This is a genomic window from Mycolicibacterium peregrinum (assembly GCF_001665625.1).
GTDB lineage: Bacteria > Actinomycetota > Actinomycetes > Mycobacteriales > Mycobacteriaceae > Mycobacterium > Mycobacterium peregrinum_B.
Map to the genome: position 1 here is coordinate 1 of NZ_LZSY01000171.1, position 18,829 is coordinate 18,829.

Genomic DNA, 18,829 nt, shown 5'->3' on the forward strand with positions numbered 1-18,829 from the left:
CACATGATCTTGGCGATCCAGGCGTTGTAGTCCCGCTGCCCGTAGATACCGAAGGTGTGCAGCTCATTGGCGAAATCGGTGTCCGGATCGGCCGAGGCCGGTGCCGCGACGGCGAGACCGGTTGCGGCGCAGATCGACAGGGCAATGATCAGGCGTTTCATCAGGCCAGGGCCTCCTCGGGGTCTCGTTGGACGGGCTTCGGCCACGGTTGTGGCAGCGGACGCTGACGGACCCGCTGAGGCCACCAGAACCAGCGCCCGAGCAACGTGGCGATGGACGGTGTCATCAGCGACCGAACCACAAGCGTGTCGAACAGCAAGCCTAAGCCGATCGTCGTTCCGACCTGACCGATAACGATCAAACTGCTTACCGCCATCGATCCCATGGTGAAGGCGAAGACCAGGCCCGCGGAGGTCACCACGGCGCCGGTTCCGACCATGGCCCGGATGATTCCGGTCTTCAGCCCGGCGTGGATTTCCTCCTTTATTCGTGAGACGAGCAGGAGGTTGTAGTCCGCGCCGACGGCCAGCAGGACGATGACCGACATCGGCATCACCATCCAGTGCAGGGGGATACCCACGATGTGTTGCCAGAGCAGTACCGACAGGCCGAAGGCCGAGGCAAGGCTGAGCACCACCGTGCCCACGATCACCGCGGAAGCCACCACGGCGCGGGTGAGCACCAACATGATGATGAAGATCAGGATCAGTGCCGCTGCGGCAACGATGATCAGGTCGTAGTCGGCACCCTTCTGCATGTCGTAGTACGTCGCCGAGCTGCCGCCGAGGTAGATCTTGGCCCCCTCGAACGGTGTGCCCTTGATGGCGTCGGTCGCCGCGACCTTCATCGGTTCGATGCGTGCGGTGCCTTCCGGAGTCAGCGGATCACCCTGGTGAATGATGGTGAACCGCACCGCATGTCCGTCAGGCGACATGAACAGCTTGAGGCCCCGCTGGAAGTCGGCGGTATCGAACGCCTCCGGCGGCAGGTAGAACGAATCGTCGTTCTTGGCCGTGTCGAACGCTTCGCTCATGGCGGTGGCGGTGTTCTGCATCGCCATCGTCTGATCCTGTTGGGCCTTCTGCACCTGATACTGGTTCAGCAGCATCTGCTTCTGATGCTTCATCGACTGGATCTGCCGTGGCATCGTGGCGACCATCTTGGGCATCAGGTCGGCCATGCGCTGCATCTCGGGAACCAGGTCCTGGAAGTCGTCGGACATCGTGTTGATGCCGTCGAGGGCGTCGAAGATGGACCGGATGGACCAGCACATCGGGATGTCGAAGCAGTGCGGTTCCCAGTACAGGTAGTTGCGCAGCGGCCGGAACTGGTCGTCGAAGTCAGCCAGGTGATCCCGGACGTCGTTCATGTCGCCCGACGTCGTCTTCATCTTGTCGGCCATGCGCTGTGACACCGCAGCGAGATCCGTCTGGATGCTCATCATCTCGGTCATGGCGTCGATGCTGGTCTGCAGATCCTCAGCTTGATCGAGGATGTTCTGCAGGTTGGTCTGCGCGTAGTCGTTGTTCATCAGCTGGGTCGTACCGCTCTGGCCCAGCGTGTACGGGATCGTCGAGTGCTTGATCGGATCGCCGTCGGGACGGGTGATGGTCTGTACCTGGGCGATGCCGTGCACGTTCTTGAGGGCCTTGGCGATCTTGTCGATGACCAGGAAATCGGCCGGGTTCCGCAGATCGCGGTCGGACTCGATCATCATCAGGTCCGGGTTCATCTTCGCCTGCGAGAAGTGCCGGAACGCAGCGTCGTATCCGACGTTCGTCCCCACGTCCTTGGGCAGGAAGATGCGGTCGTTGTAGGTGGTGTGGTAGCCGGGCAGGGCGAGCAGACCGACCAATGCGGCGACGATGGCGCACACCAGGATCGCACCCGGCCAACGGACGGTGGCGGTGCCGACCCGGTGCCACCCGCGGGACTTCGAATGCCGCTTGGGCTCAAGGATCTTGCCGAACCGGCTGGCCACCGAGATGACGGCCGGTCCCAGGGTCAGTGCCATGGCGACCACCATCGTCATTCCGATCGCCAGTGGAATGCCCATGGTCTGGAAGTACGGCAGGCGGGTGAAGTGCAGGCAGAACGTGGCACCGGCGATGGTCAGACCCGACGCGAGCACGACATGGGCCGTGCCGTGGAACATGTCGTAGTAGGCCGCTTCCTTGTCCTCGCCGGCTCTTCGTGCTTCCTGATATCGGCCGATCAGGAAGATCGCGTAGTCGGTGGCCGCGGCGATGGCCAAGGTCACCAGCATGTTGGTCGCGAACGTCGTGAGACCGAAGAAGTTGTTATAGCCCAGAAGTGCGACAAGTCCACGTGCGCCGGACAATTCGAGCACGACCATCAACAGCACGATCAGCGTGGTGATGATCGATCGGTAGACGCCCAGCAGCATCACGGCGATGACACCGAAGGTGACGAGCTCGATCAGCTCCATGCTCTCGTCGCCGACGATGTTCTGGTCGGTGCTGGAGGCCGCCGATCCGGTGACGTACGCCTTCACGCCGTCAGGCGCGGGGCTGTCGGTGGCGATGCGCCGCACTGCCTCGACCGACTCGTTGGCCAGCGTCTCGCCCTGGTCGCCGGCGATGTAGACCTGCACGTAGGCGGCCTTGCCGTCGCGGCTCTGGGCGCCCTTGGCGGTCAGGGTGTCACCCCAGAAGTCCTGCACATGCTGCACGTGGGTGGTGTCCGCGCGCAGGTCACGAACCATCTGGTCGTAGAACACGTGCGCTTCGAGGCCCAGTGGCTTGTCGCCTTCGAGCACGACCATCACCGAACTGCTGGTGTCGTACTCCTGGAACTTCTTGCCGACTTCTTTGATGGCGATCATCGACGGTGCGTCGTTGGGGCTCATCGACACCGCGCGCATCTTGCCGACGACCTCGAGTTGCGGCACGACGGTGTTGAGCAGTGCGACGATCACGATCCAGATCAGGATGATCGGCAGGGCGAAGGCCCGGATGAATCGCGGGAGCATCGGGTGCGGAGGTGCCGCATGGCGTCCCGTTGGGATGGCGTCGGTCGGGGTGTCGTCGGTCTGGGTTTCTTCCGTGTGGCTGCTCATGCTGCCTTCACAAAGCAGAAGGTTTGTGCGTTCAATCCAGTAGCCGTTCTCTCTTCTTTGACCTCGTCATCGACGGTGACTCGGCAACTGATGCTGCTTCCGTCGCCTTGCGCCATGATGTTGGGTTGCACCGACGGCAATGTGGTTTGCAGGGTCAAAGACCATGGCAGCGGCACGGTTCCGGTGCGCTGGGGTTTGCCTTCGAGGTCCATGTAGTTGATGACGGCGGTGCCGCCCGTTCCGAAGATCTCGTACTTCACGAACTTGGGGTTGAAGTCTTCGGCGTTGTCCGAGGTGGTGTCGGTGATGATCACCGGATGTGCGCCGAAGACCTTGCGGACGTTCATCACGATCAGCACGCCGGCCCCCATCGCGATGACGATCAGTACGGGGAGCCAGATTCGGCGGATGGCCTTCAGCATCGCGGCGGCCCCGAGAGGAGGCCCGCGGCGGGCGTTTCGATGACAGGTGTCACTGGTGGGCCTCCCGACGTTTTCGATGCGATCGCGACAACCCTGCTGTTAGGCGTCCTACGCACTTCGAGGCGTAAAGTTATCCGAATAAGTGGATAGGATCAATCCACTTATGACGCCGCTCACTTTGGACAGAGAGATATGACCGAGGAAACAAGACCCGTGCTGCGCAAGGACGCAGAGCGCAACCGTCAGCGGGTGCTTGACGCTGCGAGGGAGCTGTTTGCCGAGAAAGGTCTTGAGGCGACGCTCAACGATGTGGCGCGCTACGCCAATGTCGGGGTGGGCACGGTGTACCGACGGTTCGCGACGAAGGAAGAGCTCATCGCGGCCATCTTCGTCGACGGTATGGAGCAGCTCACTGCGCTGGCAGAATCTGCGCTGCAACAAGAAGATTCGTGGCAGGGATTCGCCTGGTACGTCGAGAAGATGTGCGAGATCACGGCGACTGACCGGGGATTGCGGGAAATCGCGTTCAGCAAGTCCTATGGGTGCGACCGGGTCAAGGCCTGCCAGGAGCAGCTCGTCCCGGTGTTGACCAAACTGGTCGAGCGGGCCCAGCGTGACGGTTATCTACGTCCGGAGCTGTCGTCCACGGACATGCCGATCTTCGGGCTTCTGGCCGGCACGGTCAGCGAATTCGCCGGCAATGTCGATGCCGAACTGTGGCGTCGCTATGTGGCCATCCTCCTGGACGGCATGCGCTACCACGCCGGCCAATCGTGCATTCCGGTGAAGGCGCTCGACAGCGATGAGCTCGACACCGCGATGCAGTCTTGGGAGCCGGCTGGGCCGCCGCGCTGACCGACACGATGTCGGGACGTTTCGGAAATGCCTGTGCGGGCACAATATCGACGTGGCTATCTACGATGATTCGGACGCTGGTACAGGACAACTGTTTTGCGGGGTCGAGCTGGCCCGCCGCATCGAGAAAGCCGAGTCGGACCTGATCGTCGCGGCAACCCGGTCGGCGGGCGACCGTGGTGCCGACGGGTTGGTGCTGCCGGTCGCCGGCGGATTCGCCTGTTTCGCCGAGGCTGAGTCGCCGATGAACAAGTTGGTCGGCCTCGGCTTCGACGGCGTGCCCGACGAGGCCGTGCTGGGCGAGATCGAACGGGCCTTCGCGGCCAGGGGCAGCGAAACCCGGGTCGAACTGTCCAATCTCGCCGATCCCGAGATCACCGCGCTGTTGTCCGGCCGCGGCTATCGCCTCGCCGAGTTCGAGAACGTCCTCGGCCGCCCGATCGCCGTCGAGGCCCCGTTGGCGACGGAGGTGGACGTGCGCCGGGCCGACGATCTCACCGCGTGGGTGAACGTCGTGGTGGAGGGCTTCGCTCATCCGGACGGGGAAGGCCCGGTCAGCCATGAGCAGTTCCCTGCTGACATCATCGAGAGGGCCGAACGGGACATGGAAAAGGCCGGGGCCACAGCGTATATCGCGTTGTATGGCGGAGCGGTCGCCGGCGGCGGGATGATGCGGCTGAGCGGCGGGATCGCTCAGCTGGCCGGAGCCGCGACCGCGCCGGCCTACCGGCGCCGCGGGGTGCAGGCCGCGCTGCTGGCGGCGCGGCTGGCCGAGGCCGCCGACGCCGGATGCGAGATCGCCGTGGTGACGACGGCTCCCGGCTCGAAGTCACAGCAGAACGTGCAGCGTCGAGGATTCCAGCTGCTGTACACGCGGGCGATCCTGGTGAAACCGGTTGCGGCGGTTCAGTAGAGCATCTTGCGCAGGTTGTCCTCGCGGTAATACGCGTCGAGTTCCTGTTGGGTCTGGTCGGGTTTGAAGGCCTTGGCCATCTGCGCCACCGAGGGCACCGCCGTCGGATTCCAGCTCTCGGGTTTCCAGGCGTCGGAGCGCAGAAACGCCTTCGGGCAGTGGAAGAACACCTCTTCGATGTCGATTTCCAGAGCCAGGATCGGCCGCTTGCCGTCCACCACCATGGCATCGAAATAATCGGCGTCCGAAAGGATCCGGGCGGAGCCGTTGATTCGCAGGGTGTCGCCGCGGCCGGGGATGACGAACACCGTGCCCACGTGCGGCCGTTGCAGGACATTGAGAAAGCCGTCGACGCGCCGGTTGCCTGGCCGTTCCGGGATCGCGATCGTGGTGTCGTCGATGATCTGGACGAAACCAGGCGGGTCGCCCTTCGGGGACACGTCGACGCGCCCGTGCGCATCGGTGGTCGCCACGAAACCCAGGGGTGACTGCTTGAGCCAGCCCTGCTGCGCTTCGGACAGGCGGTCGGTCACCTTCTTTGCGACGGCTGGGGTGGGTTGCCCGACGATGGCGCGCAGCTCGTCCGCGGAGGTCACTTCTCGGCGCATGTCTCCATCATGCCCAAGCCGACAAGTGAAATTCCGGCTCCGTGGTTGCGGCGATGCTCCCGCGACAACAACGCAGTGGTCGTTCTCCGTGGCGGGGAACAGCCGTGGCGTTGTTTTGGGCGTCCTGCGCTCAGCTGTAGCGGGCCGCCAGCGCCCGGCGGTCCAGCTTGCCGATGCCGCGGCGGGGCAACTCGTCGACGATATGCACCTCGCGCGGTGCCGCGGTGGCATCCAGCGTCTGGGACACCTGGGCCCGTAACTCGGCCACGTCGGGGGCTGTCGAACCAGGAGCCAGCACCAGCGCGGCCACCACCCGCTGACCGAGCCGTTCGTCGGGCACCCCGAACACCGCGCAGTCGGCGATCGCCGGGTGGCCGGCCAGTGCCGATTCGACCAGTTGCGGCAGTACCGTCAGCCCTCCGGTGCTGACCGCGTCGTCGACCCGGCCCAAGACCCTGATCACACCCGAATCATCCACGGAACCAAGATCATCGGTGCGGAACCAGCCGGGCTCGGCGAACGGATCGGGTGTGACCGGGTTGCGATACCCCTTGGCCACGGTGGCGCCGCCGAGCAGGATGCGGGAGTTGTCAATCCGCACCTTCACACCGTCGAGCGCCACACCGTCGTACACGCAGCCGCCTGCGGTCTCGCTCATCCCGTAGGTGCGGACCACGTTCACCCCCGCCGCTCGGGCCCGTTCGGCCACACCGGCCGGCATCGGTCCGCCGCCGATCAGCACGGCATCGAGTCCGGCCAGCGCTTCCGCGGCGGCCGGGTCCTGAAGGGCCTTGTCCAGCTGTACCGCCACCAGCGAGGCGTAGCGGCGCCCACTCCCCAAAGCGGCTACCGCCGAGGGCAACTCGCCCGGCTCGAAGGAGGCCGGGATGGCGACGGGCGTGGTACCGGCCAGCACGCTGCGCACCAGCACCTGCAGGCCGGCGATGTGATAGGCGGGCAGGGCCAGCAGCCACCGGCCCGCACCACCCAACCGGGCGTGGGTGGACTCGGCGCTGGATCGCAACGCCGCCGCGGTCAGCAACGCGCCTTTGGGCTTGCCGGTGGTGCCCGAGGTCGAGATCACCAGGGCGACCTCGTCGTCGATCTCCTCGCCGGCGCGCAAAGTGGTTGTCAGCAGGGAACTCTGACGCTCGTCGTCTGCGGGCACGGGCAGGATCGCCGCCTCGCGTCCGGTCAGGACGTCATCGAGGACCGCCAGCAACGGGCCCGTCGCAGATCCGACGGAGACGGGGCGGAGAACGGCTATGCCGGGCCCCCTGGCTCTTTCGGGTCGTCACCGTCGGCGCGGCCGGTCTCATCGGTGCCGACGGAATCCTCGGCATCGCGCGGATCGTCCAACGGCCAGCCCTTGGCGGCGAGTCGTTGCCGTACCCGTTCGACGTCCTCCACGCGGGGCAGCTCGTCGGTGATCTGGGTGATCAGCACGCCGATGTCGATGTGATCGAAATCACCGCGATCGATGAGATCCCGTGCGACTGCTTTGACTTCGTCGTTCGTCAGGCGCCGGGTCAGCAGCGCCAACAGCGGCACCCGGTCTGGTCCGGGCACCCCCTCGGGGTACCCGGCGTTCAGCCAGGCCGCGATCTTCGCGAGAAAAGCGTTCACTGTGCCTACTCCTGATGCACCCGAGCGACGTTCCACCGGACATACGAGTTTGAGTCGGAGGACCGCATTGATGTTAGTGGTGCCGGCCGACTCTGGCTCGCAGTGAACTTATAGCCCGCTCGGAGATCGGCAAACCGCCCCGGCGAACAAACCGGGGTGGACAGATGAACACTCGGTGAACTCATTCGTAGCGTATTCGAATTCCCAGCTCAGCGAGGTGTTTCCGGCTGGTCAAAAACGCCAATGGTCCGACAGAATTACCGCCATGAGCGCTGAGCTGATCGTCCTGGTGCTGTTGATAGCAACAGCACTGGCCTTTGACTTCACAAACGGCTTTCACGACACCGGCAATGCCATGGCCACTTCGATCGCCACGGGGGCGCTGAAGCCCAAGACCGCTGTGATCCTGGCGGGTGTCCTCAACCTGGTCGGCGCGTTCCTCTCGGTCGAGGTGGCCGTCACGGTCACCACATCGGTGCTCAAGATTCAGGACAGCAAGACGGGGTCGCTGGTATCCGGCATCGATGCCTCGACGGGTCTCACGATCATCTTCGCCGGCCTGATCGGCGGCATCCTGTGGAACCTGTTGACCTGGCTCTTCGGCATTCCGTCCAGCTCGTCGCACGCGCTCTTCGGCGGTCTGATCGGCGCCGGGCTGGCAGCTATCGGACTGTCCGGGGTCAACTGGTCCGGCGTCCTCCAGAAGGTGCTCATCCCCGCGATCGCGGCTCCGTTCATCGCCTGCCTCGTCGCTGCGGCCGGAACCTGGCTGGTCTACCGCATCACCCGCAACGTGCTGAAGAAGCGCCGCGAGCAGGGTTTCCGTTGGGGACAGATCGCCACCGCCTCGCTGGTCGCCCTGTCGCACGGAACGAACGACGCCCAGAAGACCATGGGTGTCATCGCGCTCGCCCTCATCACCACCGGGCACCTCACCGGGGATGTGAAGGAGAACGGTCTGCCGTTCTGGATCATCGCCTCCTGCGCACTGGCCATCGGCCTCGGCACCTACATCGGCGGCTGGCGCGTCATCCGCACGCTGGGCAAGGGCCTGGTCGAGATCGAATCCCCGCAGGGGCTGGCCGCCGAAGCATCCTCGGCCGCAATCATTTTGAGCTCCAGCGCCGCGGGTATGGCGCTGTCCACAACTCACGTCGCCACCGGCTCGATCCTCGGTAGCGGCGTCGGCAAGCCGGGCGCCGAGGTGCGTTGGGCCGTGGCCGGACGCATGGCGATGGCCTGGCTGATCACGCTGCCCGCCGCCGGAATCGTCGGCGCGCTGGCTTTCTGGCTGTCGCACGGTGTCGAGTCGCTCACCGGGGCGGCGCTCGCCGGCGACGGCCTGATCTTCCTGATCCTGGTCGCCCTGTCCGGATACATGTGGTGGCGCGCTCAGCAGCAGAAGGTCGACCACAAGAACGTCAATGCCGATTGGGATGACTCCACCAACTCGGTCGTGCCGGCCGAGGTGCGTGAGGCCGGCAAGCCTGCCGCCACAGTCGACAAAGCCGCAGTCTGACCGGATCTAGCTAAGGAATCAGCTGATGATTTATGTGGACTCCATCTTCAAGGTGCTGGTTGTGGGGTTGATCCTCGGAGCTGGTCTGCCTGCGGTGTTCGCCACAGGTCTGGTGGCCTACTCGAACGGCGCCGGCGGCACTCACGAGGACGGCACCGTCGTGGCGCCCAACCCGGTGCTGAAGTTCCTCGGTCTGGCGCTCTTCGCCGTCGTCGCCGCGGTGATCGTGATCGCGATCCTGTGGATCACCAAGACCACGATCATTCATCACTTCGGATTCAACCCCGTCCCGTTCATTCCGGGTAAGTGAGCGCAGCATGACCGAAACGACGAGCTTCCTCGACAACGTGCTGAGCTGGTTGCGGGCCGGCTATCCGGAGGGCGTGCCGCACAAGGACCAGTTCGCCCTGCTGGCGTTGCTGACCCGGTCACTGTCCGAGGACGAGGTGGTCCGGGCCACCCACGACATCCTGCGCTCCTCCGACGGGGACAGCCCTGTCACCGACGACGAGATCCGGGACGCGGTGCAGAACGTCATCGACAAGGAACCGCTTCCAGAAGAGGTCAACCAGGTCGCCGCTCGGCTGGCCTCGGTGGGCTGGCCGCTGTCGACCCCGACGCGCTGAGGGACACGGGCATATTTGAGCCCGGCTGTTGACTTTGAGTTCACGCGCACCGCAACCCGCACAAGTGCAGCGTCAGTTCCAAGTCAGCGCGTGTCCCGCCGGAGTGGATGAGTGTCGGGCACCTGGACAAAAATCAGGGTGATGCCGTCGGGGTCGATCACGTGCATTTCGTGCAGACCCCACGGTTCCTGGGTCGCGGCGCGGGCGATGGTCACGCCGCGGGTTTCCAGTTCAGCCTGGGTGGCGTAGACGTCGCGCACCTGCAGCCACAGCGCTCCGGGGAACACCCCGGATTCGGTGGGGCTGTGGTGCCCGGCCAGCTCGATCAGTGACTGGCCCGCGTAAAACACTGTGCCTGCACCGTATTCGCGGGCGATGGCCAAGCCGATCCCATCGCGGTAGAACTCCACTGACTTCGGGTAATCGACCGGTCGGATCAACATCCTGCTGGCCAGGATCTCCATATCCCTTGTCTACCACCGCCGGGTGCCGGGGCGAATCCGCGACACGGGTCAGTCGGGGCGCCCCGGCATCCGGCGGGCGCGGTCGCTGGCCCGCAATCCGATGGCGAACGCGGCCTGGTCCTCGAAACTCATCGGGTTTCGTCCGGTGATCTCGTGGATGCGGCTCAACCGGTGACGCACGGTGTTGGTGTGCAGGAACAACTCACGGGCGGTGTCGATGAGCGACCCATTGGTGGCCAGGAAGGTGCGCAGCGTTCGCACGTGCTGGGTGCCCCGCCCGTTGTCCAGGGTCTCCAGCGGGTCGATGAGCTGGCTTTTGAACGGGGCCAACCGGTTCAGCGGCAAGCCTTCGAGCAGGCTGTCGAACGTGCTCAGCTGATCAGGGCCGATGCTGCCGCCGTGCTGCTGGGCAAGGTCGAGGGCGATGCGGGCCTGGGTGATCGCCGCGCCCAGTTCGGACAGCGGAGCGGCGGCGGCGTGGCCCGAGGGCAGGGACAGTTCGCCCGGGTGCTGGGCCCGCGGGCCGGCCTCCAGTACCAGGCATACCTCGGGTGCATCGCCGACCAGGGCATCGGGAAATGCCATCGACAACACGGCCCCGGCCCCGGCCGGCCAGGCCGAGCAGGCGAGCTCGGGGGCCGCCAGCCCCGGCCAGTCCAGTAGCTGATTGAGGGCGTCGGGCAGCAGCATGCGTCGCTCGATCAGCGACAGCAGTTGCCCGACGCGTTCGCGGGAGAGTGCGGATTCGATGTCGCGTTCGCCCTGGGCGGCCTGGACGAATCGGCCGATGAGGTCCAGCACCGTGGGCTCCGGTGGCTCGTCGCTGCCGACCGAGGTGAGGGTTCCCAAGTCGCCGAGCGGGACACCGGCCCCTGCACCCGCGGACGCCTGGTCGGGATCCACCAGGAGATGGCAGCCCAGCACCTCGCCTGCCCGGTCCAGCAACTGGCGCACCGACTCACGTCGCCGTTGGGACGAGAGCAGTTCGGGCATCAGGGAATTGGTGGCCCGCGCTACGGCGATCTCGCCGCCGACCTGGAAGTCGGCGACGTAGCGGCTCACCGAGGAGAACGGCACATTGGGTGGGGCGATGAGGACCGGTAGGCCGGCGCGTGCGGCCGAGGTGAGCAAGGCAGCCGGAACGGCGTCGTGCACATCGCCGATGCCGAAGCACAGGCCGGCCGCCCCGGACCGGCTCAGCGATTCGACGAACGCCGCGCAGTCCTGCTCGGTCTGCAGGCTGATGCCCACTGTGCAGACCAGTTCACCGCCGTGCAGGTACCTCGACGGGTCCCGTAACTCGGTGGTGTGCACCCAGTTGATCCGGTGATCCAGGTCGCCGGTTGGCTCGTCGGGAGTGAGCAGCCCACGGTGTGACTCGAGGAGGTCGCGCAGTGTCGGTTTGACATCGCCGCGGTCCGACATGGGGTGAGCGTAACGCCGTCGTCATCCCCGTGCCCGCCGGCATTGTCGGATCCTCCAATGGCAGCGTGGTGTGACAGTGGATTCGCAGCGTGTTGGTCGCATTCGCTTGGTGGTTACGCCACTGCGGCGTGATAGTTCCTCCAACCACACAGAGGGAGCACACGATGACTGCATCGCCGATCTCGTTGCCCGAGCACGACACGGACGGGCCCAACGTGCTGCGGCGCGAATTCTCGCTGTGGTCGGCCTTCGCCTTTGCTTTTGCGTTCATCTCGCCGATCGTCGCGCTCTACGGAATCTTCGGTCTGGCGCTGTCCTCGGCCGGCCCGAGTTTCTGGTGGGGATTCGCGCTCGTGTTCGGCGGTCAGCTGCTGGTCGCCCTGGTCTTCGCGATGCTGGTGTCGCGCTGGCCGTTGGAGGGTTCTATATACCAGTGGTCGCGGCGGCTGCTCGGCACGTCCTACGGCTGGTTCGCCGGCTGGGTGTACATGTGGACGTTGGTGATCGCGATGGCGACCGTGGCGCTGGGCGCCGCCGGGTTCGTGGCGAACATCGCCGGGGTGGAATCGCCGTCCGGCCGCCTACGTGCCGTCATCGCGCTGGTGATCCTGCTCGGCGGGACCGCGATCAACCTGATCGGCCGCGGTGCGCTCAAGGTGTTCATGACGGCCAGCATCGTGGCCGAGGTGATCGGTTCGATCGGGCTGGGCACCTGGCTGTTGCTGTTCCACCGCAACAACTCGTTGTCGGTGCTGTTCGACGGCGGCGGTCCCGAGGTGGACACCTGGAGCTACCTGGGCGGGCCGTTCCTGATCGCGGTGGCGTTCATCGGATTCTCGTTCGTCGGGTTCGAGAGTGCGGGCGCCATCGCCGAGGAGGTCCATGAGCCGCGGCGGGACCTGCCCAAGGCCGTGCTCTTCTCGCTGGGTTTCATCGCGCTGGTGGTGGCCTACTCCAGCCTGGCGATCATCCTTGCGATCCCTGACCTGGATGCGGTGATCTCCGGCTCCGTGGCCGACCCGGTGTACGAAACCCTCACGGCCGCACTGGGCCACGGCATCGCCAAACCGGTCGAGATGCTGTTCGTCATCGGCTTCCTGGCCAGCTTCCTGGCATTGCAGACCTCCGCGTCCCGGGTGATCTGGGCCTACGCCCGTGACGGCGCGCTGCCGGCCTCGAAGGCGCTGGCCCGGTTGCGTGGTGAGGCGCGGATCCCGGTGGTGCCGATCCTGGTCACCACGGTGGTCGGCGGGGCACTGTTCCTGCTGTCCATCGTGGCCGGCGACATCTATTCGCTCATGGTCAATTTCACCGCCGGCGGCTTCTACCTGGCCTTCCTGTTCCCGTTGATCGGGTTCGTGGTGGTGCTGGCCCGACGGAGCTGGACGGACGGCGCGTTCAGCCTGGGCCGTGCCACAGTTCCGGTCGCGGTGGTGGCTGCGGTGTGGGCGGTTCTGCAGACCCTCAACATCGCCTGGCCGAGGCCGGTTTTCGAGCAGCGCTACCTGGACTGGTCGGTGTGGATCGGGGTGGCCGTGCTGGGCATGATCGGGCTGGCCGTCCTGCTCAGTGTGCGGCAGCGGATCGTGAGCGCCGCGGTGATCGACGACGTCGAGGCCCTGGACGAGCGCGCCGACGGGGAAGGTGGGAAGCGATGACTGAATCACCGGTCGCGGTCGTCACCGGAGGCGCCAGCGGAATCGGCGCCGCCGTGGTCACCGCCTTGCGGGAACGCGGATACGTCATCGGAACGCTCGATCTGTCGGGTTCGACCAAGGCGGATCACGCTGTCGCAGTAGATGTTTCCGATGGCACCGCGGTGACCGGTGCGGTCGACGAGATCCGCGCCGAACTCGGCCCGATCACCGCGCTGGTGACCTCGGCGGGCCACTACGAGATGGCCCCGGTGAGCCAGATCAGCACCCAGGCCTGGCAGCGCATGCTGCGGGTGCACGTGGGCGGGTTGTTCCACGCCTCACGCGCGTGTCTGCCTGACATGCTCGCCCGGGGTTCGGGGGCGATGGTCGCGGTGGCCAGTGAGCTCGCGGTCGGTGGCGGCGACGGTGATGCCCATTACGCGGCGGCCAAAGGGGCCATTCTCGGCCTGGTGCGCAGCCTGGCCGCTGAGGTGGCCGGTCGCGGTGTCCGGGTGAACGCGGTGGCCCCGGGCCCTACCGACACTCCGTTGCTGTCCGACGATTCCCCTTGGCGTGCAGCGGATTATCTTTCGACGCTGCCGTTGGGTCGGCTGGTCACCCCGGTCGAGGTGGCGCAGTGTGTGCGATATCTGGTGTGTGACGCCACCTTCAGTACCGGTGACGTCGTCAATGTCAACGCAGGAGCGGTGATATGAGCTCGTTACAGGGACGGGTCGCGCTGGTCACCGGTGCCGCGCAGGGGATGGGCGCCGCGCATGCCCGGCGGCTGGCCGCGGCGGGAGCGACGGTCGCGGTCAACGACATTCGTTCTGGCGCCGGGTTGGATGCGTTGGCTGCCGAGATCGGTGGCCTGGCCGTCCCCGGGGATGTCTGTGATCCGCACGCCTGCGCTCAGATCGCTGACACTGTGGCGGCCACAGCCGGTCGGCTCGACGTGTTGGTCGCCAACCACGCCTACATGACCATGGCCCCACTGTTGGAGCATGACGAGGCGGACTGGTGGCGGGTCATCGACACCAATCTCGGTGGCACCTTTCACCTGGTGCAGGCGGTGTTGCCGCATATGCGCAGGCTCGGCGCGGGCCGCATCGTGGTGATCTCCAGCGAGTGGGGTGTCACCGGCTGGCCCGAGGCCACCGCGTATGCGGCGTCCAAGGCCGGGCTCATCTCGTTGGTCAAGACCCTGGGCCGGGAATTGGCACCGGAGGGGATCATCGTGAACGCGGTGGCGCCCGGCGTGACCGACACTCCGCAGCTCGAGGTGGACGCGGATGCCGCCGGGATCACCTTGGCAGATGTGCACGCGCGCTACGCGGAGTCGATTCCGTTGGGCCGCATCGGCTCTGCCGACGAGATCGCGGCCGCGGTGCAGTTGCTGGCAGATTTCGACATGTCGGCTGTCGTCGGGCAGGTGATCTCCTGCAACGGCGGGGCGACGCGGACGAGAGTGTGAAGTGATGACGGAAGGAAATCAGGTGACGGGCCAGCCGTATGTGCGGTCGGAGACGGGCAACGTCGGTCAGGTCGACGCTCGGGTGGTACCGCGGTACGCCGGTATCGCCACGTTCGCCCGGCTCCCACAGCGCCACGAGGTCTCTGACTACGACATCGCCGTCGTCGGAGTGCCGTTCGACGCCGGCGTCACCTACCGGCCGGGTGCTCGGTTCGGTCCCGCCGCGATCCGGCAGGCCTCGCGTCTGCTGAAGCCGTACCACCCGGCGCTGGATGTCAGTCCGTTCGCCCAGGCGCAGGTGGTCGATGCCGGTGATATCGCGGCCAATCCGTTCGACATCGACGCTGCGGTGGACCAGATTCGGGACGGGATCTCCGAGTTGCTGACGGGGCCCGAGAAGCGGGTGGTGCTGCTCGGCGGGGACCACACCATCGCCCTGCCGGCCCTACAGGCGGTGCACGCGGTGCACGGCCCGGTGGCGCTGGTGCACTTCGACGCCCACCTCGACACCTGGGACACCTACTTCGGGGCACCCTGCACGCACGGCACCCCGTTCCGCCGGGCCTCCGAGCAGGGCCTGATCGTCAAGGGCCATTCTGCGCACGTCGGCATCCGCGGCTCGCTCTACGACCGCGCCGACCTGCTCGACGACGAGTCCCTGGGGTTCACGGTGGTGCACTGCCGCGACATCGACCGCATCGGTGTGGACGGTGTCATCGAGCGGATCCTGCAGCGAGTCGGCGATCACCCGGTGTATGTGTCGATCGACATCGATGTGCTGGACCCGGGGTTCGCGCCGGGCACCGGGACTCCCGAGATCGGCGGGATGACCAGCCGGGAGCTGGTCGCGGTGCTGCGGGCCATGCGCGGGCTGTCGATCGTCGGTGCCGACGTGGTCGAGGTGGCCCCGGCCTACGACAGCGGCGACGTGACCGCGGTGGCCGCGGCCAATCTGGCCTACGAACTGGTTACGCTGATGGCCGATGGCTGAATTCTCTTGGCCGGACGGCAGAATCGCGGCGGCGGCATTCACCTTCGACGTGGATGCCGAGTCGGCGGTGCTGTGGGGCAACGAGGGCGCCGCGGCGCGGATGAGCGTGATGTCCCACCAGGCGTACGGGCCGCTGGTTGGGATTCCCCGGATCCTGGATCTGCTGGATCGCCATCAGATTCCGTCGACGTTCTTCGTCCCCGGCCACACCGCGCACCGGTACCCCGAGGCGGTGCGGGCGATCGTGGCCGCCGGGCATGAGATCGCCCACCACGGATATCTTCACGAGCAGCCGACGGCGCTGACGGTGCAGGAGGAGGTCGATGCACTGGACCGTGGGCTGGGGGCGCTGGCGGAGGTCGCCGGGGTGCGGCCTGTCGGTTACCGCGCGCCGATGTGGGACCTGTCGTGGCACACCCCCTCGCTGCTCGCGGAGCGCGGTTTCCTGTACGACTCAAGCCTGATGGACGCCGACTGCCCTTATGAGCTCGCCGTCGGTGACAGCTCGCTGGTGGAGATCCCCATCCAGTGGGCGCTCGACGACTGGGAGCAGTACTGCTATCTGCCCGACATCTCCGGATCCGGTCTGATCGAGAGCCCGCGCAAGGCGCGGGAGATCTGGCAGCTGGAGTTCGACGCGCTCCGCCGCGCCGGGGCGTGCTGGGTGCTGACCAATCACCCGTTCCTGTCCGGACGGGCCTCGCGGGCAGCCGAACTCGACCACCTCATGCGATACGTGCGTGACCACGCCGATGTGTGGACCACGAGTCTCGGGGCGATCGCCGAGCATGTGCGGTCGCTCGGACTTGAGCCCCGCAGCATCACCAAGCCGTGATCAGACCGGTTGGACCCGTTGCCGTTTCATCAGGGCGTCGACCAGACCGGGTGCCACGGTGTTCAGTGCCTTGGCGGTCACTGCCATCCGTGGCGCGATCTGTACCGGCCGGGTGCGCGCCGCGGTCAGCATCCAGTCGGCGGCCTCGGCAGCCGACAGTCCGGGCAGTCCGTCGTAGGCCCGGGTGGGGGCGATCATCGGGGTCTTCACCAACGGGTAGTACAGCGTGGTGGAATGCACGCCGACGGAGGCCCATTCGGTCTCGATGACCCGGCTGACCGCGGCCAGCGCTGCCTTGGACGCGTTGTACACCGCGAACAGCGGTGAGGATTCGTTCATCACGCCCCAGGTGGCGACGTTGATGATGTGCCCGTCCCGACGTTCCCGCATGCCCGGGGCCAGGCCGCGAATGAGCCGCAGCGGCGAGTAGTAGTTGAGCGTCATGGTGCGCTCGACGTCGTGCCAGCGGTCCAGAGATTCGGCCAGCGGCCGCCGGATCGACCGGCCGGCGTTGTTGATCAGGATGTCGACACCGCCGAGGTCACGTTCCACGGTGGCGACCAGCTCGTCGATGGCGTCCATGTCGGACAGGTCCACCGCGTGGGCGTGGGCGTCGCCACCCTTGGCGGAGATCCGCCCGACCAGGTCGTCGAGCAGTTCCTGGCGGCGGGCCACCGCGATGACGGTGGCTCCCTTCGCGGCGAACTTCTCCGCTGCGGCCTCGCCGATGCCCGACGAGGCGCCGGTCAGCAGGATGCGCTTGCCTGCGACATCGATATCGTCACGGGCCTGCAGCCGTTCGGTCAGCGGCGGGCGCATGCTCGTCAACAGCACCTGCTCAGAGAGCCGGCGCAGCGGGTTCTTGCTCATGCGCCGAGTTTAGGTCGCCTACCTTTCCGCGATGACTTGTGGGCGCCTCCCGAGTCGATATCGCTATGACCATCACCGGCAAGCTCGACCAGCGCTTCAGCGAGGCGACCGAACCGACCACGTGGCCGGCCGCCGCGGCCGCACTCCAGGCAGCCGGGCTGTACTGGCTCACGACCGTGCGCGGCGACGGGCGGCCGCACGTCACACCACTGGTCGGGGTGTGGACCGACGATGCGTTCGTGTTCTGCACCGGGCCCTCCGAGCAGAAGGCCCGCAACCTGCAGGCGGGCGCTGCCGTCGTCGTCACAACCGGAACCAACACGTGGAATGCGGGCCTGGACATCGTGGTCGAGGGGACCGCCGCGCGGGTGACCGGTCGGCAACGGTTGACCACCCTGGCCGATGCCTATCGGAGCAAGTACGGCGACGACTGGGATTTCGATTGCGACGACGAGGTTTTCGATCCGGACGGTGAGGCGGCGATCGTTTACCGGGTCACCCCGGCCAAAGTGCTGGCGTTCGCGAAGTCACCCCATGGCCAGACGGGTTTCCGTTTCTAGAAGTAGCGCGGGAAACCGCTCCAGTCGGGATCGCGCTTCTGCAGGAACGCGTCGCGGCCCTCGACGGCCTCGTCGGTCATGTACGCCAACCGGGTGGCCTCTCCGGCGAACACCTGCTGGCCGACCAGGCCGTCGTCGATCAGGTTGAACGAGAACTTCAGCATCCGGATGGCCTGGGGCGACTTGCCGTTGATCTCGGCCGCCCACTGCAGGCCGACCGCCTCCAGCTCGGCGTGGTCGACGACGTCGTTCACCGCGCCCATCTGGTACATGGTCTCGGCGTCGTAGGCGCGGCCCAGGAAGAAGATTTCGCGGGCGAACTTCTGCCCGGTCTGGCGGGCCAGATACGCGCTGCCGAAGCCGCCGTCGAAGCTGCCGACGTCGGCATCGGTCTGCTTGAACCGGGCGTGCTGGCGGCTGGCCAGGGTCAGGTCGCAGGTGACGTGCAGGCTGTGCCCGCCACCGGCCGCCCAGCCGTTGACCAGGCAGATCACCACCTTCGGCATGAACCGGATGAGCCGCTGCACCTCGAGAATGTGCAGTCGTCCGGCCCGGGCCGGGTCGACGGTCTCGGCGGTCTCCCCGTCGGCGTACTGATACCCGGAGCGCCCGCGGATGCGTTGGTCCCCGCCGGAGCAGAAGGCCCAGCCGCCGTCCTTGGCCGACGGGCCGTTGCCGGTCAGCAGCACCACCCCGACGTCGGGGGACATCCGGGCGTGGTCGAGGACGCGGTACAGCTCGTCGACGGTGTGCGGCCGGAACGCGTTGCGCACCTCGGGCCGGTCGAACGCGACCCGCACCGTGGGCTGCCGGGCGCCGTCGGCGACGTGGCGGTGGTAGGTGATGTCGGTCAGATCGTCGAAGCCGGGCACCGGCTCCCAGGCTGTCGGGTCGAACGGGTTGTCTGCACTCACGTGCTCGACTG

The 18,829-nt window shown here is 66.4% G+C and carries 20 protein-coding genes and 1 pseudogene; 11 read left to right on the forward strand and 10 right to left on the reverse strand.

All coding sequences use genetic code 11. The features are described from left to right. The 3 genes and pseudogenes from A5779_RS33215 to A5779_RS26805 all read right to left on the reverse strand — a co-directional run. Nucleotides 1-161: pseudogene (locus tag A5779_RS33215) on the reverse strand (DUF732 domain-containing protein); the annotation flags it as partial. Then, a complete protein-coding gene (locus A5779_RS26800) occupies nucleotides 161-3,079 on the reverse strand; it encodes an MMPL/RND family transporter (protein ID WP_064886757.1) in 2,919 nt (972 codons plus the stop codon). The pseudogene A5779_RS33215 and the gene A5779_RS26800, both read right to left, overlap by 1 nt. After that, nucleotides 3,076-3,501, reverse strand: coding sequence for an MmpS family transport accessory protein (locus tag A5779_RS26805; RefSeq protein WP_064886758.1), 426 nt, complete (start codon nucleotides 3,499-3,501; stop codon nucleotides 3,076-3,078). The genes A5779_RS26800 and A5779_RS26805 overlap by 4 nt, the downstream gene beginning before the upstream one ends. 192 nt (nucleotides 3,502-3,693) lie before the next feature. Between A5779_RS26805 and A5779_RS26810 the strand changes: the two genes are divergently transcribed. Continuing rightward, the gene (locus A5779_RS26810; RefSeq protein ID WP_064886759.1) at nucleotides 3,694-4,356 is read left to right on the forward strand and encodes a TetR/AcrR family transcriptional regulator; all 663 of its coding nucleotides are present in this window, start codon (nucleotides 3,694-3,696) and stop codon (nucleotides 4,354-4,356) included. A 52-nt stretch (nucleotides 4,357-4,408) separates the two neighbouring features. Next, nucleotides 4,409-5,269: a GNAT family N-acetyltransferase gene (locus A5779_RS26815; protein ID WP_064886760.1), complete on the forward strand. Its 861-nt coding sequence runs from the start codon at nucleotides 4,409-4,411 to the stop codon at nucleotides 5,267-5,269. Here the strand turns inward: A5779_RS26815 and A5779_RS26820 are convergent. The 3 genes from A5779_RS26820 to A5779_RS26830 form a co-directional block, all read right to left on the reverse strand. Beyond that, nucleotides 5,263-5,877, reverse strand: coding sequence for a pyridoxamine 5'-phosphate oxidase family protein (locus tag A5779_RS26820; RefSeq protein ID WP_064886761.1), 615 nt, complete (start codon nucleotides 5,875-5,877; stop codon nucleotides 5,263-5,265). The two genes, A5779_RS26815 and A5779_RS26820, sit on opposite strands and share 7 nt — an antisense overlap. A 130-nt stretch (nucleotides 5,878-6,007) precedes the next feature. Continuing rightward, nucleotides 6,008-7,099 carry an o-succinylbenzoate--CoA ligase gene (menE, locus tag A5779_RS26825; protein ID WP_082941869.1) on the reverse strand — a complete coding sequence of 364 codons (1,092 nt, stop codon included), beginning with the start codon at nucleotides 7,097-7,099 and terminating at the stop codon, nucleotides 6,008-6,010. Nucleotides 7,100-7,140: 41 nt separating this feature from the next. Next, nucleotides 7,141-7,503, reverse strand: a complete 363-nt coding sequence (locus A5779_RS26830) for a DUF3349 domain-containing protein (RefSeq protein ID WP_064886762.1) — start codon at nucleotides 7,501-7,503, stop codon at nucleotides 7,141-7,143. Nucleotides 7,504-7,768: 265 nt separating this feature from the next. Here A5779_RS26830 and A5779_RS26835 point away from each other — a divergent pair, with 265 nt between their 5' ends. Genes A5779_RS26835 through A5779_RS26845 form a run of 3 tightly spaced genes read left to right on the forward strand, consistent with a single transcriptional unit; the run spans nucleotide 7,769 to nucleotide 9,648 of the window. Continuing rightward, complete coding sequence (locus A5779_RS26835) at nucleotides 7,769-9,022, forward strand: inorganic phosphate transporter (RefSeq protein ID WP_064886763.1); 1,254 nt, start codon at nucleotides 7,769-7,771, stop codon at nucleotides 9,020-9,022. Between the two features lie 25 nt (nucleotides 9,023-9,047). Continuing rightward, the gene (locus A5779_RS26840) at nucleotides 9,048-9,332 is read left to right on the forward strand and encodes a hypothetical protein (protein ID WP_064886764.1); all 285 of its coding nucleotides are present in this window, start codon (nucleotides 9,048-9,050) and stop codon (nucleotides 9,330-9,332) included. A 7-nt stretch (nucleotides 9,333-9,339) separates the two neighbouring features. After that, the gene (locus A5779_RS26845) at nucleotides 9,340-9,648 is read left to right on the forward strand and encodes a DUF3349 domain-containing protein (RefSeq protein ID WP_064886765.1); all 309 of its coding nucleotides are present in this window, start codon (nucleotides 9,340-9,342) and stop codon (nucleotides 9,646-9,648) included. 83 nt (nucleotides 9,649-9,731) lie between these two features. Here the strand turns inward: A5779_RS26845 and A5779_RS26850 are convergent, their stop codons facing one another. Further along, nucleotides 9,732-10,112: a VOC family protein gene (locus A5779_RS26850; protein WP_064886766.1), complete on the reverse strand. Its 381-nt coding sequence runs from the start codon at nucleotides 10,110-10,112 to the stop codon at nucleotides 9,732-9,734. A gap of 48 nt (nucleotides 10,113-10,160) precedes the next feature. Continuing rightward, the gene (locus A5779_RS26855) at nucleotides 10,161-11,537 is read right to left on the reverse strand and encodes a PucR family transcriptional regulator (RefSeq protein ID WP_064886767.1); all 1,377 of its coding nucleotides are present in this window, start codon (nucleotides 11,535-11,537) and stop codon (nucleotides 10,161-10,163) included. 164 nt (nucleotides 11,538-11,701) lie between these two features. Between A5779_RS26855 and A5779_RS26860 the strand changes: the two genes are divergently transcribed. The 5 genes from A5779_RS26860 to A5779_RS26880 are packed head-to-tail and all read left to right on the forward strand — an operon-like array spanning nucleotide 11,702 to nucleotide 16,474. Then, the gene (locus A5779_RS26860; protein ID WP_064886768.1) at nucleotides 11,702-13,195 is read left to right on the forward strand and encodes an amino acid permease; all 1,494 of its coding nucleotides are present in this window, start codon (nucleotides 11,702-11,704) and stop codon (nucleotides 13,193-13,195) included. Continuing rightward, nucleotides 13,192-13,890, forward strand: coding sequence for an SDR family NAD(P)-dependent oxidoreductase (locus A5779_RS26865; protein ID WP_064886769.1), 699 nt, complete (start codon nucleotides 13,192-13,194; stop codon nucleotides 13,888-13,890). The genes A5779_RS26860 and A5779_RS26865 overlap by 4 nt, the downstream gene beginning before the upstream one ends. Then, a complete protein-coding gene (locus A5779_RS26870) occupies nucleotides 13,887-14,648 on the forward strand; it encodes an SDR family NAD(P)-dependent oxidoreductase (RefSeq protein WP_064886770.1) in 762 nt (253 codons plus the stop codon). The genes A5779_RS26865 and A5779_RS26870 overlap by 4 nt, the downstream gene beginning before the upstream one ends. Nucleotides 14,649-14,652: 4 nt before the next feature. Further along, entirely contained in the window at nucleotides 14,653-15,639 is a 987-nt protein-coding gene (gene speB / locus A5779_RS26875; RefSeq protein ID WP_064886828.1) for an agmatinase, read from the forward strand. Then, a complete protein-coding gene (locus A5779_RS26880) occupies nucleotides 15,632-16,474 on the forward strand; it encodes a polysaccharide deacetylase family protein (RefSeq protein ID WP_064886771.1) in 843 nt (280 codons plus the stop codon). Before speB ends, A5779_RS26880 begins: the two co-directional genes overlap by 8 nt. Here A5779_RS26880 and A5779_RS26885 read toward each other — a convergent pair whose 3' ends face one another. Beyond that, entirely contained in the window at nucleotides 16,475-17,344 is an 870-nt protein-coding gene (locus A5779_RS26885; RefSeq protein WP_064886772.1) for an SDR family oxidoreductase, read from the reverse strand. 65 nt (nucleotides 17,345-17,409) lie between these two features. Here A5779_RS26885 and A5779_RS26890 point away from each other — a divergent pair, with 65 nt between their 5' ends. Beyond that, complete coding sequence (locus A5779_RS26890; protein ID WP_064886773.1) at nucleotides 17,410-17,904, forward strand: pyridoxamine 5'-phosphate oxidase family protein; 495 nt, start codon at nucleotides 17,410-17,412, stop codon at nucleotides 17,902-17,904. Here the strand turns inward: A5779_RS26890 and A5779_RS26895 are convergent. Continuing rightward, nucleotides 17,901-18,818: a 1,4-dihydroxy-2-naphthoyl-CoA synthase gene (locus A5779_RS26895; RefSeq protein WP_064886774.1), complete on the reverse strand. Its 918-nt coding sequence runs from the start codon at nucleotides 18,816-18,818 to the stop codon at nucleotides 17,901-17,903. The genes A5779_RS26890 and A5779_RS26895 overlap by 4 nt on opposite strands. Nucleotides 18,819-18,829: the final 11 nt, after the last annotated feature.

Bases quoted from the DNA above. Each gene is read 5' to 3' on its own strand.
- A5779_RS26800 (WP_064886757.1), bottom strand. From the start codon at position 3,079: ATGAGCAGCCACACGGAAGAAACCCAGACCGACGACACCCCGACCGAC.
- A5779_RS26805 (WP_064886758.1), bottom strand. From the start codon at position 3,501: ATGCTGAAGGCCATCCGCCGAATCTGGCTCCCCGTACTGATCGTCATC.
- A5779_RS26810 (WP_064886759.1), top strand. From the start codon at position 3,694: ATGACCGAGGAAACAAGACCCGTGCTGCGCAAGGACGCAGAGCGCAAC.
- A5779_RS26820 (WP_064886761.1), bottom strand. From the start codon at position 5,877: ATGCGCCGAGAAGTGACCTCCGCGGACGAGCTGCGCGCCATCGTCGGG.
- A5779_RS26835 (WP_064886763.1), top strand. From the start codon at position 7,769: ATGAGCGCTGAGCTGATCGTCCTGGTGCTGTTGATAGCAACAGCACTG.
- A5779_RS26840 (WP_064886764.1), top strand. From the start codon at position 9,048: ATGATTTATGTGGACTCCATCTTCAAGGTGCTGGTTGTGGGGTTGATC.
- A5779_RS26845 (WP_064886765.1), top strand. From the start codon at position 9,340: ATGACCGAAACGACGAGCTTCCTCGACAACGTGCTGAGCTGGTTGCGG.
- A5779_RS26850 (WP_064886766.1), bottom strand. From the start codon at position 10,112: ATGGAGATCCTGGCCAGCAGGATGTTGATCCGACCGGTCGATTACCCG.
- A5779_RS26855 (WP_064886767.1), bottom strand. From the start codon at position 11,537: ATGTCGGACCGCGGCGATGTCAAACCGACACTGCGCGACCTCCTCGAG.
- A5779_RS26860 (WP_064886768.1), top strand. From the start codon at position 11,702: ATGACTGCATCGCCGATCTCGTTGCCCGAGCACGACACGGACGGGCCC.
- A5779_RS26865 (WP_064886769.1), top strand. From the start codon at position 13,192: ATGACTGAATCACCGGTCGCGGTCGTCACCGGAGGCGCCAGCGGAATC.
- A5779_RS26870 (WP_064886770.1), top strand. From the start codon at position 13,887: ATGAGCTCGTTACAGGGACGGGTCGCGCTGGTCACCGGTGCCGCGCAG.
- speB (WP_064886828.1), top strand. From the start codon at position 14,653: ATGACGGAAGGAAATCAGGTGACGGGCCAGCCGTATGTGCGGTCGGAG.
- A5779_RS26880 (WP_064886771.1), top strand. From the start codon at position 15,632: ATGGCTGAATTCTCTTGGCCGGACGGCAGAATCGCGGCGGCGGCATTC.
- A5779_RS26885 (WP_064886772.1), bottom strand. From the start codon at position 17,344: ATGAGCAAGAACCCGCTGCGCCGGCTCTCTGAGCAGGTGCTGTTGACG.
- A5779_RS26890 (WP_064886773.1), top strand. From the start codon at position 17,410: ATGACCATCACCGGCAAGCTCGACCAGCGCTTCAGCGAGGCGACCGAA.